A 12,708-nucleotide genomic window follows, 5' to 3' on the forward strand; every position below is an offset into this window, starting at 1 on the left:
TGTCGAGGACCGCTGAAGGACGCTGTCACCTGTGAACGATTCATCCTGGGGGCCGCCCCGGGCCGCCGGGTACTTCGAGCCGCGCGAGCCTGCCCGCGCCGTACCGGCGGGTCCCCTGCGCGATTCCGGTGAGGCGGCGCAGACTCGCCCTATGTCGATCGTGCCCGAGCCAGGCGGCGGTGTGCCCGAGCAGCGGCCGGACGGCGGTGAGGGGAAGCGGACCAGGAAGCGCGCGGGCCGGGACCTGCCCGCCGCGATCGGGGTCGGGCTGGCCCTGGGCGCCGTCATTCTCGCCTCGCTGTTCGTCTACAAGCCCGTCTTCGTCGGCGTGATAGCGGTGGCCGTGGTCGTGGGACTGTGGGAGCTGTCCTCGCGGCTGGCCGAGCGCAAGGGGATCCGGGTGCCGCTGCCGCCGCTGGCGGCCGGCGGCACCGCCATGGTGGTGAGCGGCTATCTGCGCGGCGCGGAGGGCGCGTGGGTGGCCGCGGCGCTGACCGCGCTGGCCGTGCTGATCTGGCGCATGGCACGGCCGCCGGAGAACTATCTGCGGGATGTCACGGCCGGGGTGTTCGCCGCCTTCTACGTCCCGTTCCTGGCCACCTTCGTGGCCCTGATGCTCGCCGCGGACGACGGCGCCTGGCGCGTGCTGACGTTCCTGCTGCTCACCGTGGTCAGCGACACGGGGGCCTACGCCGTCGGCTGGAAGCTGGGCCGGCGCAAGCTCGCGCCCCGCATCAGCCCGGGCAAGACCCGCGAAGGGCTCGCCGGTGCCGTGGTGTTCGCCATGGCCGCCGGGGCGCTGTCCATGGAGTTCCTGATCGACGACGGCGCCTGGTGGCAGGGGCTCGTGCTCGGTCTCGGGGTCGCGCTCAGCGCCACCCTGGGCGACTTGGGCGAGTCCATGATCAAACGGGACCTCGGCATCAAGGACATGGGCACGCTGCTGCCCGGCCACGGCGGGATCATGGACCGGCTGGACTCGCTGCTGCCGACCGCGCCGGTGACCTGGCTGCTGTTCCTGGCCTTCGTCGGCACGGGCTGACCGGCCCGCGGACGCCGGGCGGGCCGGGCGGTTCCGCCGATCTGCGACACTGGCTCCATCATGCCTGCACCTGGAGAGCTCACCTTCGTCGCGCCGCGCGGGGCCGCGAAGCCGCCGCGGCACCTCGCCGACCTCACGCCCGCGGAGCGTCGCGACGCGGTCTCCGCGTTGGGCGAGAAGCCGTTCCGCGCCCGTCAGCTTTCGCGCCACTACTTCGGGCGGTTCACCGACGACCCGGCGGCCTGGACCGACATCCCGGCGGCGGCCAGGGAGCGGCTGTCCGAGGCGCTGCTGCCCCGGCTGATGACGGCTCAGCGGCACGTGAGCTGCGACGACGGCGCCACCCGCAAGACGCTGTGGCGGCTGCGCGACGGGACGCTGGTGGAGTCGGTGCTGATGCGGTACCCGGACCGGGTCACCATGTGCGTCTCCTCACAGGCCGGCTGCGGGATGAACTGTCCGTTCTGCGCGACCGGTCAGGCGGGCCTGGAGCGGAACCTGTCGACGGCCGAGATCGTGCACCAGATCGTGGACGGCATGCGCGCCCTGCGCGACGGCGAGGTGCCGGGAGGCCCGGCGCGGCTGTCGAACATCGTCTTCATGGGCATGGGCGAGCCGCTGGCCAACTACCGGCGCGTCACGGGCGCCATCCGCCGGCTCACCGACCCGGACCCGGACGGCGCCGGGCTGTCGCAGCGCGGCATCACCGTCTCCACCGTGGGCCTGGTCCCGGCGATGCGGCGGCTGGCCGACGAGGGCTTCTCGTGCCGGCTCGCGGTCTCGCTGCACGCGCCCGACGACGAGCTGCGGGACACGCTGGTGCCGGTCAACACCCGGTGGAAGGTCCGGGAGGTGCTGGACGCGGCGTGGGAGTACGCCGAGAAGTCCGGGCGCCGGATCTCCGTGGAGTACGCCCTGATCCGGGACATCAACGACCAGGCGTGGCGCGCCGATCTGCTGGGCCGGCTGCTGCGGGGACGTGGCGCGCACGTCAATCTGATCCCGCTCAACCCGACGCCGGGCTCGAAGTGGACGGCGTCGCGGCCGGAGGACGAGCGGGCGTTCGTCGCCGGGCTCCAGGCGCACGGGGTGCCGGTCACCGTCCGGGACACCCGGGGCCAGGAGATCGACGGTGCCTGCGGCCAGTTGGCGGCGGCCGAGCGGTAGCGCGGCGGCTGCTATCGTTTGAGCACACAACCATCACACAGTCCGACAGGGGAGCGCTCGCAGCGCTGAGAGTGCGGCACCGGCCGCAGACCCTCGAACCTCGCCCAGGTCATGCTGGGTAGGAAGTCCGGATCGCTCTCGTCCGTGCTGCCCGCGCGCCTCCGCGGAGGACGCGAAGGAACGCCAGATGAGACGCACCGCCCCGCTCGCCCTGACCATGAGCGCCGCCCTGCTCGCCCTCACCGCAACCGCCTGCGGCGACGGCGGTGACGACGCGGCGGACGGCGGCCCGGGCGGCGGCGGGGACGAGGTCACGCTCGTCACGCACGACTCCTTCCTGGTCTCCGACGAGGTCCTCGCCGCGTTCACCGAGGAGACCGGCTACCGGGTCGAGGTGCTGCGCGGCGGGGACGCCGGGGTCGTGGTCAACCAGGCGGTGCTGTCGAAGGACAACCCGCAGGGCGACGTGCTCTTCGGCGTCGACAACACCCTGCTCTCCCGCGCCCTGGACGCCGGGATCTTCGCCCCGCACGAGGCGGCGGGCCTGGACCGGATACCCGAGGACGTCCGGCTGGACGGCGAGGCGCACCGCGTCACGCCCGTGGACACCGGCGACATCTGCGTCAACTACGACCGCGCCTGGTTCGCCGACCACGGCCTGACCCCGCCCGAGACGTTCGACGACCTGGCCGACCCGGCCTACGCGGACCTGCTGGTCGTGGAGAACGCCGCCACCTCCTCGCCCGGTCTCGGCTTCCTGCTCGCCACGGTCGCCGCCTACGGCGAGGACGGCTGGCAGGACTACTGGCGGCGGCTCGCGGACAACGGCGTCGAGGTGGTCGACGGCTGGGAACAGGCGTACAACGAACGGTTCTCCGGCGCCGGCACCGGCGACCGGCCGCTGGTCGTCTCCTACGCGACCAGCCCGCCCGCCGGGGTGCTGTACGGCGGCGACGAGCGGCCCGAGGAGGCCCCGACCGGGGTCTCCACCGGCACCTGCTTCCGCCAGATCGAGTTCGCCGGGCTGCTGACCGGCGCCGCCAACCCCGAGGGCGGCCGGGCGCTGATCGACTTCCTGCTCAGCCGTACGTTCCAGGAGGACATGCCGCTGCAGATGTTCGTCAACCCGGTGCTCCCCGACGCCGAACTGCCCGACCTGTTCACCCGGTACGGTGAGCGGATCGACGAGCCGCTGACGCTCGCCCCGGAGACGATCGCGGCCAACCGGGAGCAGTGGGTCGACCAGTGGACCTCCCTGGTCGTCAGGTGACGCGCGCGGGCTGGACCCGGCTCGCGCTGCTGGTGGTGCCCGTCGCGTTCCTCGGCGTCTTCTTCGCCTACCCGGTCGCCGCGATCACCGCGCGCGGGCTGCGCGCGGACGGCGCCTGGCAGTGGGGGCGGGCCGGTGAGGTGCTGACCGACGCGGACACCGCGCACGTGCTGTGGTTCACGGTCTGGCAGGCCGCCGCCTCCACCGCGCTGACCCTGGCGCTGGCGCTGCCCGGCGCCTACGTCTTCGCGCGGCTGTCGTTCCCGGGCAAGCGGCTGCTGCACGCCGTCGTCACCGTGCCGTTCGTGCTGCCGACCGTCGTGACCGGGGCGGCGTTCCTCGCGCTGCTCGGCCGCGGCGGGCTGCTGGACGAGCTGTGGGGCGTGCGGCTGGACACCACGGTGTGGGCCATCCTGCTGGCTCACGCCTTCTTCAACTACGCCATCGTGGTGCGGACCGTCGGCGGCCTGTGGGCGCAGCTCGACCCGCGCCAGGAGGAGGCGGCCCGGGTGCTGGGGGCCGGGCGGTTCGCCGCGTGGCGCCGGGTGACGCTGCCCGCGCTCGCGCCCTCGGTGGCCGCCGCCGCGCTGATGGTCTTCCTGTTCACCTTCACCTCCTTCGGCGTCGTGCAGATCCTCGGCGGACCCAGGTACGCCACGCTGGAGGTCGAGATCTACCGGCAGACCGCGCAGCTCCTCGACCTGCCGACCGCGGCCGTGCTCACGCTGCTGCAGTTCGCCGCCGTCGCCCTGCTGCTGGGCGCCCACGGGTGGCTCGTGCGCCGCCGGGAGAGCGCCCTGGCGCTGGTGGACCCGGCACGCACCTCCCGCCCGCCGCGCGGCGCGGCCCAGTGGGGCCTGCTCGGCGGGACGCTGGCCGTGATCGCGCTGCTGCTCCTGCTGCCGCCGGCCGTCCTCGTGGAACGCTCCCTGTCCGGCCCGGACGGCTACGGCCTCGCCCACTACCGGGCGCTCGCCTCCAGCGAGGGCGGGACGTTCCTCGTCGCGCCCTGGGAGGCCGTGGCCACCTCGCTGCGCTACGCCTCCGTCGCCACCGTCATCGCGCTGCTGGTCGGCGGGCTCGCGGCGGCGGCGCTGACCCGGCGGGCCGGGCGCCTCGCGCGCGGCTTCGACGCGCTGCTCATGCTGCCGCTGGGCACCTCGGCCGTCACGGTCGGCTTCGGCTTCCTGATCGCCCTGGACGAGCCGCCCCTCGATCTGCGGTCGTCGTGGATCCTGGTGCCGCTGGCGCAGGCGCTGGTCGGCGTGCCGTTCGTGGTGCGCGTGATGCTGCCGGTGCTGCGTGCCGTGGACGACCGGCTGCGGGAGGCGGCGGCCGTGCTCGGCGCCTCGCCGGTCCGCGTCTGGCGGGAGGTGGACCTGCCGCTGGTGCGGCGGGCCGCGCTGGTGGCGTCGGGCTTCGCGTTCGCCGTCGCGCTGGGGGAGTTCGGCGCGACCGTCTTCATCGCCCGCGCCGACGCCCCGACGCTGCCGGTCGCCGTGGCCCGGCTGCTCGGGCGGGCCGGCGAGCTGAATTACGGGCAGGCGATGGCCCTGAGCACGATCCTGATGCTGGTGTGCGTGCTGACCCTGCTCGCGCTGGAGAGCCTGCGGCCGGCGCGCACGACGGAGCTGGTGTGACGATGACGACGACGCCCCTGCTGGAGACCGAGGGGCTGACCGTGCGGTACGCGGACCGCACCGCGCTGGACGCGGTGAGCCTGCGGGTCGCGGAACACGAGACGGTCTGCGTGCTCGGCCCCAGCGGCAGCGGCAAGTCCACGCTGCTGCGCGCGGTCGCGGGGCTGACCGACCCCGCCGCGGGCACGGTCCGGCTGGCCGGCCGTGACCAGGCCGGGGTGCCCGTGCACCGCCGGGGCGTCGGGCTCATGTTCCAGGACCATCAGCTCTTCCCGCAGCGGGACGTGGCGGGCAACATCGCGTTCGGGCTGCGGATGCGCCGCGTTCCCCGGGCCGAGGCCGCGCGACGGGTGGCCGAGCTGCTCGACCTGGTGGGGATGCCGGGCGCCCAGCGCCGCCCGGTGGCCGCCCTCTCCGGCGGGGAGCAGCAACGGGTCGCGCTCGCCCGCGCGTTGGCGCCCCGGCCCCGGCTGCTGATGCTGGACGAACCGCTGGGCCAGCTCGACCGCGATCTGCGGGAACGGCTGGTCATCGAGCTGCGGCAGCTCTTCCGCCGCCTGGGGACCACCGTCCTGGCCGTCACCCACGACCAGGGCGAGGCGTTCGCGCTGGCCGACCGGGTGGTGGTGATGCGGGACGGGCGGGTGGCGCAGACCGGCGGCCCGGCCGAGGTCTGGGGGCGGCCGGCCGACGCGTTCGTCGCCCGGTTCCTCGGCTTCCGCAATCTGGCCGGAGCGACGGTCGGCGCGGACGGGACCGCCGAGACGCCCTGGGGCGCCGTGCCGGTGCCCGGGGGCACGCCGCCGGGCCCGTGCCGACTCCTCGTCCGGCCGTCCGGCGTCCGCCCGACCGCGCCGGACGCGGGCCCGCGCGCCGTGGTCCGGGCGCGCACGTTCCGCGGCGACCACGTGGTGCTGCACCTCGACCCCGAGCGCGGGCCCTCGCTGGAGGCCGCGTGCCCACCGCACGAGGCCCCGCCGGAGGGCGCGGCGGTCGGGCTCCGGTTCGACCGCGCGGAGGTGGTCGTGCTGCCCGCCGGGGACGAGCCTCGACTCCGTTGAGACGCACGGGAAAAAGGTGGAAGTTTCCAGTCGTGCGGGCCGACCCGGGGGGGAAGGGAATGGTCCGGGCCGTACCTCGACCGCCTGGCGCAAGAGACCCGTACGGGACGGATCCTGATCCGTCGGCGTGGCCGGCCGCCACCGACCGCGGCCCGGCCCCGGTACCGCCTCCCCGGCCGGGACCGGGCCGCCACCCGTGCCGTCCCGGCCGACTAGGCGCCGGCCGGCAGGGCGATCAGGTAGGCGGCCAGCCAGGTCACCGGGGTCAGGACCGAGATCAGGACCGTGGCCCGCAGCACGACCGCGCCGCGCAGCAGCATCCGCGGGGCGCCCAGCCGAACCAGCGCCGCGGTCGCCGTCCGGCGCGCCGCCCGCCCCTCGTCGGCGACGGTGGCCACCGTGCCCAGCGCGCAGGCCAGCACCACGCCGGTGCCCAGGGCGCCCAGCGGGCCGAACTCCCGCAGCCCGTCCAGCTCCCGCGCCGCGAGCAGCGCGGCCGACGCGGCGACCAGCGCCCCCACCGGACGGCCGATGCGGCAGGACTCCTCCTGGAGCGCCCGCCCGGCCAGCAGCCGCACCACGCCCGGCCTGCCGCCGGCCAGGAGCAGCCCGCAGAGGTGCACCAGGCCCGGCGCGGCCAGCACGATCCCGGCCGCGATCAGCAGCCAGCCGCCGACCACGCCCGCCGTCACGCCGCCCAGCGCGCCGGGCAGCGGCAGCCAGCCGGCCGGCTCCTGGGCGGCGGCCGGGGCGTCGGTCCCGGCGTAGGCGCTCAGCGCGATGCCCCCGGTGATCAGGGCGGTACCCCAGGGCAGCCCAGGCGGCGCGGGGACCGGCGGGTCGTGGCGCGGCGGATCGGACGGGTCGGCCACCGGCGGGGCGGGCCGGGGCGGCACGGCCGTGGACCGGGGCCGCATGACGAGCGCGCTCGCGGCGGCGGCACTCGCGGGCGCGACGGACAGCAGGGTCAGGGCGGCGCCCAGCGGCAGGGGACGGCCGGCCGCGAGCGTCCCGGCGGCGGCGCCGCCGAACGGCAGCCCGGCCAGGTCGCCGCGCAGGTGCAGGAAGAGCAGCAGCGCCAGCCCGCTGCCCAGCGTCCCGGCAAGGGCCGTCGACATCGCGGCGAGCACCGGCAGCCGGGCGGGACCCATGCCCGCCATGTCGAGGCCGGAGGCCGGCCGCGCGGCCGGGTCCGCCCGGGCCACCGCGACGGCGAGCTGCACCGTGGCGGCCAGCGGCACCGCGCACCAGGCCAGGCGCAGCACCGCCGGGCGGCCCTCTCCGGGGTGGTCGACGGCGTAGGCGAGGGCGCTGAGCAGCAGGAACCCGACGCCGCCGGCCGCGCAGGTCAGCAGCAGCCTGCGGCACAGGGCCAGCGGGTCCGCGCCGCGGGCTAGGCGGAGAGCGAGCATGCGGCTGTGCTGGCCGCGCCGGACGCGCGGCCGTCGACGAGGTGGACGGTGCGGTCGGCGAGGGTGGCCACCTCGGGGTCGTGCGTGGCGAGGACCACCGTGATGCTGTGCGAGCGGCCGGCCGTGGTGAGGGTGCGCAGCACCTGCGCCCGGTCCGCCCGGTGCAGCGGGGCGGTCGGCTCGTCCGCGAACAGCACGTCCGGCTGGTGCACCAGCGCCCGGGCGATCGCGATCCGCTGCCGCTGGGCCTGGAGCAGCGCGTCGGGCCGCTTGCGGGCGCAGTCCCCGACGTCGAGCCGGTCCAGCCACTCCATCGCGGTCCGCCGGGCCTTGCGGTGGCCGGTGCCGGCCAGCAGCAGCGGCAGCGCGGCGTTCTCCCAGGCGGTCAGCTCGGGCAGGAGCTGCGGGCTGTCCCCGACCCAGCCGAAGCGGTCGCGGCGCAGCCGCTCGCGGGAGGTGGGGGTGAGGGTGTGGACGGGCATGCTGTTGAACCAGACCTCGCCCTTGTCGGGCACGAGCTGCCCGGACAGGCAGCCGAGCAGCGTGGTCTTGCCGCAGCCGCGCGGTCCGGTGACGGCGAGGATCTCGCCCTGCCGGACGCCGAGGGAGATCCCCAGCAGCGCGGGCGAGCCGTGGTGGGCGTAGTGCACAGCGCGAGCCCAGAGGACATCGTTGTCGGGTGGGGCCATGGATCCGGCACCTCCGCTCGTAGCGGTCTTCACTCCCCCGACCGGGTGAACGAGCGGCCGGGGAATCGGTCACAGACTCCCCCGCACGCTGACACAGCCCCGCGGGGCGCCGGAGGCAGACTCGGCGGGGCGGTCCGCAGAATCCTCCGAACGGTGCACCGAGAAGCACGCCGGGCGAAAAATCTCTCTTCATCGGTCGGCATATGGCTTGTTTTTCCGTCCCGGATGGGGGTGGCACGGGAGAATCTGCTGACTGTGGCAGTGTTGTATGACCGGGGTGGGGGCATAGGCTGGGGGACCCGACGACCGTCGGCCCGGGAAGGCAGGAGGGTGCCGTGACCAGCGAACCGCGCCGTTTGCGCAACTACATCGACGGGGAGTCCCGGGACGCCGCCGACGGGCGGACCACCGAGGTGGTGGACCCGACGACCGGGCTGGCCTACGCCACCGCGCCGCTGTCCGGCGCGGCCGACGTGGACGCCGCGATGGCCGCCGCCGCGGCGGCCTTCCCCGCCTGGCGCGACACCACCCCGGCCGTCCGGCAGCGGGCGCTGCTCCGCATCGCGGACGCGTTCGAGGAGCACGCGGACGAGCTGCTGGCAGTCGAGTGCGAGAACACCGGCAAGCCGCTGGAGCTGACCCGCCAGGAGGAGCTGCCGCCGATGCTGGACCAGCTCCGCTTCTTCGCCGGCGCGGCCCGGATGCTGGAGGGCAAGTCGGCGGGGGAGTACATGGAGGGGATGACGTCGTTCGTCCGGCGCGAGGCGATCGGCGTCTGCGCGCAGGTCACCCCGTGGAACTACCCGGTGATGATGGCCGTGTGGAAGTTCGCCCCGGCGCTGGCCGCGGGCAACACGGTGGTGCTGAAGCCGTCCGACACCACGCCCGCCTCCACGGTCTTCGTCGCCGGGCTGCTGGGCGAGATCCTGCCTCCCGGGGTCTTCAACGTCGTCTGCGGCGACCGGGACACCGGGCGGCTGATGGTCGGGCACCCCACCCCCGCCATGGCCTCGATCACCGGCTCGGTGCGGGCCGGCACCGAGGTGGCCGCCGCCGCCGCGGGGGACCTCAAGCGGGTCCACCTGGAGCTGGGCGGCAAGGCGCCCTGCGTGGTCTTCGAGGACGCCGACCTCCCGGCGGCCGTCGAGGGCATCCGGGACGCGGGCTTCTTCAACGCCGGCCAGGACTGTACGGCCGCCACCCGGGTGCTGGTCCACGCCTCGGTGCACGACGACTTCGTCACCGCGCTCACCAAGGCGGCCCAGGAGGTCCGCACGGGCGACGTGACCGACCCGGACTGCTTCTACGGCCCGCTGAACAACCCCGGTCACCTGGCCAGGGTCGCCGCCTTCGTCGACGGCCTCCCGCCCCACGCCACGGTCACCACGGGCGGCCACCGGGTGGGCGAGCGCGGGTACTTCTACGCCCCGACCGTGGTGACCGGCTGCCGCCAGGACGACGAGATCGTCCAGCGCGAGGTCTTCGGCCCGGTGATCACGGTCCAGAGCTTCACGGACGAGGCGCAGGCGGTGGCGTACGCCAACGACGTGGAGTACGGGCTCGCGTCGTCGGTGTGGACGAAGGACCACGCGCGGGCGATGCGGATGTCGCGGGCCCTGGAGTTCGGCTGCGTGTGGATCAACACCCACATCCCGCTGGTGGCCGAGATGCCGCACGGCGGCTTCAAGAAGTCCGGCTACGGGAAGGACCTCTCGGCGTACGGGCTGGAGGACTACACGAGGGTCAAGCACGTGATGACCGCGCTGTGACCGGGCGCCGGGCGTGTCGTTGTACCGCGCGGCCACCCAGCCCGGTGTGGCGGGGAGGAGCGTCACCGTGACCGTCCCGACCGAACGGACCCACCGGGCCGGGATGGCCGAGCGCGACGCGCGGAACGAGCTGGACAGCCTGTTCGAGCTCGTGGACCGCATGCAGATCCCCGAGGGTTTCACGACCGAGATCGTCGAGGGAGCCATCCGCATGACGCCGCGGCGGGACGATCACTGGGAGAGCATCGCCGGAGTGTATGACCAAGTGCGCACGCTCTTCGAGCGGTCGCGCCTGAGGTCGGACGTCCGGATCGACTTCCCCGGCTACCGCAACGGCTTCGCGCCCGACCTGGTGCTGCTCGCCGAAGACGCCAAGAAGAACGCGCGCGGCCGGTGGCAGTACCAGGACGTGGAGTTCGTCCTGGAGGTCATTTCCCGCGAGACCGCGGACAACGACTACGGCAAGAAGAAGCAGGCGTACGCCCGCGCCGGAGTCGGCGTCTGCCTCATCGCGGACCCGTGCACCGCCACGTGCCACCTGTTCACCCGGCCCGGTGACGAGGGCTACGGGACGACCGCGCGCTTCCCGTACGGCGAGGCGATCGACCTCAAGCCCTGGGGCATCGATCTCGCCCTGCGCACCGACGAGTTCCCGCGGCACGAGTCCGACGGGCGGCCCTGACCCCGGCCCCTCACCGCTCCGCCGCGGTCAGGACCGCGCGGAGGGCCGCCACGCGGTTCGTCGTGATCGCCGTGACGCCCAGGGCCAGCAGCCGTCGCATCGTGCGGCGGCTGTCCGCCGTCCAGGCGGCGACCCGGTAGCCCTCGGCCGTGGCGCGTTCCACCGTGTCGCGGGTGATCAGGCCGAAGCGGTAGTTGAGCCAGCGGGGGCGCAGCTCCTCCAGCAGCGCGTCGCGCGGGCGCGCGGTCCGCTTCCACGTCAGGGCGATCTCCGCCTCCGCGTCGGCCGCCCGGACCGCGCGCAGGGCGGCGGTGTCGCCGCAGTACCAGACGCGCGCCCCCGCGCCGCAGTCCCGGACGGCGGCCAGCGCGGCCAGCGCCGCGGCCGGTCCGCGCTCCGGCAGGTCGATCAGCGTCCGCACCGGCGCCGTCACCGCCAGCGCCTCGGCCAGCGTGGGGACGCCGCCGCCCGTCAGCTCGGCGATCCGCTCGGCCGTCAGCCGGGCCACGGGCAGGTCGTGGCCCCACAGCCGCTTGAGCGTGGCGTCGTGCACCACCACCGGAACGCCGTCGGACGAGAGACGGACGTCCAGCTCGACGGCGTCGGCCCCGGCGGCGATGGCGGACCGGAAGGAGGCGAGGGTGTTCTCCCGGATTTCGTACGGGTCGCCCCGGTGGGCGACCGCGATCACCCCTGCCACGCGGCCAGGTACGCGTCGATCTCGGCCGCCAGCCGGGCCTTGCCGGGGGCGTCCAGGAACGACACCGCGACGGCGTTCTTCGCCAGCGCCGCCACTCCCGCCGCGTCCAGGTCCAGCAGGCGCGCGGCGACGGCGTACTCGGTGTTCAGGTCGGTGCTGAACATCGGCGGGTCGTCGCTGTTGACCGTCACCAGCACCCCGGCCTCGACCATCCGCCGGATCGGGTGCTCCGCCAGCGACGGCACCGCCCGCGTCGCCACGTTGGAGGTCGGGCAGACCTCCAGCGGGATCCGGTGCTCGGCCAGGTGGGCCAGCAGCTCGGGGTCCCCGACCGCGCTGATGCCGTGCCCGATCCGCTCGGCGCGCAGCTCCCGCAGCGCGTCCCAGACGGTCTCCGGGCCGGTGGTCTCGCCCGCGTGCGGAACGCTGTGCAGCCCGGCCGCGATCGCCCGGTCGAAGTAGGGCTTGAACTGCGGGCGGGGCCAGCCGATCTCGGGTCCGCCCAGCCCGAACGAGACCAGCCCCTCGGGCCGCAGGTCGCACGCGAGCCGCGCGGTCTCCTCGGCCGCCGGGAGGCCCAGCTCGCCCGGGATGTCGAAGCACCAGCGGAGCACGACGCCGAGGTCCCGCTCCGCAGCGATCCGGGCGTCCTCTATGGCCTCCATGAACGCCACGTCGGGAATGCCGCGCTTCACCGACGAGTGCGGGGTGACGGTCAGCTCGGCGTAGCGGATGTTCTGCCGGGCCATGTCCCGCGCGACCTCGTACGTCAGCAGCCGCACGTCCTCGGCGTCCCTGATGAGTTCGACGACCGCGATGTAGACCTCGATGAAGTGGGCGAAGTCCCGGAAGCTGAAGAACTCGGCCAGCTCCTGCGGGTCCTTGGGCACCGGGGAGTCGGGGTGCCGGGCCGCCAGCTCCGCCACGATGCGCGGTGAGGCGGATCCTACGTGGTGGACGTGCAGTTCGGCCTTGGGCAGGCCGGCGATGAACGCGGTCAGGTCGGACAACGGGCCCTCCGGTCTCGGTGCGCGTGCCCGCACATCGTAGGCGGGAGCCCGCCGCGCGGGCTCGGCCTTTAGGGTGAGGGCTCCGAGGAGTGTGGAGGTCCTGTGGGCGCCGAAGAGCCGTACAACCCGTTCCGTCCGCCGGACGAGCGGGCGCCCGTCCGCGCGCCCCAGCCGCCCCCGTGGCCCGCGACGGCCGGGCCGCCGCAGCCGTACGGGCCCGCCGCGCACCCGCACGTTCCTCCCTACCCGCCCCCGTACCCCTACCC

General features: G+C 74.8%; 10 protein-coding genes and 1 pseudogene. 7 read left to right on the top strand and 4 right to left on the bottom strand.

The window, feature by feature from the left end; all coding sequences use genetic code 11:
* Window positions 1-31: 31 nt before the first annotated feature.
* The 5 genes from ACSNOC_RS06665 (at window position 32) to ACSNOC_RS06685 (ending at window position 6,180) form a co-directional block, all read left to right on the top strand.
* Complete coding sequence (locus ACSNOC_RS06665; RefSeq protein WP_436746315.1) at window positions 32-1,042, top strand: phosphatidate cytidylyltransferase; 1,011 nt, start codon at window positions 32-34, stop codon at window positions 1,040-1,042.
* A 60-nt stretch (window positions 1,043-1,102) separates the two neighbouring features.
* Complete coding sequence (gene rlmN, locus ACSNOC_RS06670; protein ID WP_436746316.1) at window positions 1,103-2,209, top strand: 23S rRNA (adenine(2503)-C(2))-methyltransferase RlmN; 1,107 nt, start codon at window positions 1,103-1,105, stop codon at window positions 2,207-2,209.
* 187 nt (window positions 2,210-2,396) lie between these two features.
* Window positions 2,397-3,479, top strand: coding sequence for a thiamine ABC transporter substrate-binding protein (locus ACSNOC_RS06675; RefSeq protein ID WP_436746317.1), 1,083 nt, complete (start codon window positions 2,397-2,399; stop codon window positions 3,477-3,479).
* Window positions 3,476-5,119, top strand: coding sequence for an ABC transporter permease (locus ACSNOC_RS06680; RefSeq protein WP_436746318.1), 1,644 nt, complete (start codon window positions 3,476-3,478; stop codon window positions 5,117-5,119). The genes ACSNOC_RS06675 and ACSNOC_RS06680 overlap by 4 nt, the downstream gene beginning before the upstream one ends.
* A 2-nt stretch (window positions 5,120-5,121) precedes the next feature.
* Entirely contained in the window at window positions 5,122-6,180 is a 1,059-nt protein-coding gene (locus ACSNOC_RS06685; protein WP_436746319.1) for an ABC transporter ATP-binding protein, read from the top strand.
* A gap of 212 nt (window positions 6,181-6,392) precedes the next feature.
* Here ACSNOC_RS06685 and ACSNOC_RS06690 read toward each other — a convergent pair whose 3' ends face one another.
* Both ACSNOC_RS06690 and ACSNOC_RS06695 read right to left on the bottom strand, forming a co-directional pair.
* The gene (locus ACSNOC_RS06690; protein WP_436746320.1) at window positions 6,393-7,592 is read right to left on the bottom strand and encodes a hypothetical protein; all 1,200 of its coding nucleotides are present in this window, start codon (window positions 7,590-7,592) and stop codon (window positions 6,393-6,395) included.
* Window positions 7,574-8,200: pseudogene (locus tag ACSNOC_RS06695) on the bottom strand (ABC transporter ATP-binding protein); the annotation flags it as partial. The gene ACSNOC_RS06690 and the pseudogene ACSNOC_RS06695, both read right to left, overlap by 19 nt.
* A 416-nt stretch (window positions 8,201-8,616) precedes the next feature.
* Here ACSNOC_RS06695 and ACSNOC_RS06700 point away from each other — a divergent pair.
* Together ACSNOC_RS06700 and ACSNOC_RS06705 are read left to right on the top strand one after the other, a co-directional pair.
* Entirely contained in the window at window positions 8,617-10,050 is a 1,434-nt protein-coding gene (locus ACSNOC_RS06700) for a gamma-aminobutyraldehyde dehydrogenase (protein WP_436746321.1), read from the top strand.
* A gap of 67 nt (window positions 10,051-10,117) precedes the next feature.
* Window positions 10,118-10,732, top strand: coding sequence for a Uma2 family endonuclease (locus tag ACSNOC_RS06705; protein ID WP_436746322.1), 615 nt, complete (start codon window positions 10,118-10,120; stop codon window positions 10,730-10,732).
* Window positions 10,733-10,742: 10 nt separating this feature from the next.
* Here ACSNOC_RS06705 and ACSNOC_RS06710 read toward each other — a convergent pair whose 3' ends face one another.
* On the bottom strand, window positions 10,743-11,432 hold the full coding sequence (locus tag ACSNOC_RS06710; RefSeq protein WP_436746323.1) for a glycerophosphodiester phosphodiesterase: 690 nt from the start codon (window positions 11,430-11,432) through the stop codon (window positions 10,743-10,745).
* Complete coding sequence (locus tag ACSNOC_RS06715; protein WP_436746324.1) at window positions 11,420-12,442, bottom strand: adenosine deaminase; 1,023 nt, start codon at window positions 12,440-12,442, stop codon at window positions 11,420-11,422. The genes ACSNOC_RS06710 and ACSNOC_RS06715 overlap by 13 nt, the downstream gene beginning before the upstream one ends.
* Between the last annotated feature and the right edge of the window lie 266 nt (window positions 12,443-12,708).

Source organism: Streptomyces sp. URMC 129, from assembly GCF_051386415.1.
Classification (GTDB): domain Bacteria; phylum Actinomycetota; class Actinomycetes; order Streptomycetales; family Streptomycetaceae; genus Streptomyces.

Bases quoted from the DNA above. Each gene is read 5' to 3' on its own strand.
- rlmN (WP_436746316.1), top strand. From the start codon at position 1,103: ATGCCTGCACCTGGAGAGCTCACCTTCGTCGCGCCGCGCGGGGCCGCG.
- ACSNOC_RS06675 (WP_436746317.1), top strand. From the start codon at position 2,397: ATGAGACGCACCGCCCCGCTCGCCCTGACCATGAGCGCCGCCCTGCTC.
- ACSNOC_RS06685 (WP_436746319.1), top strand. From the start codon at position 5,122: ATGACGACGACGCCCCTGCTGGAGACCGAGGGGCTGACCGTGCGGTAC.
- ACSNOC_RS06690 (WP_436746320.1), bottom strand. From the start codon at position 7,592: ATGCTCGCTCTCCGCCTAGCCCGCGGCGCGGACCCGCTGGCCCTGTGC.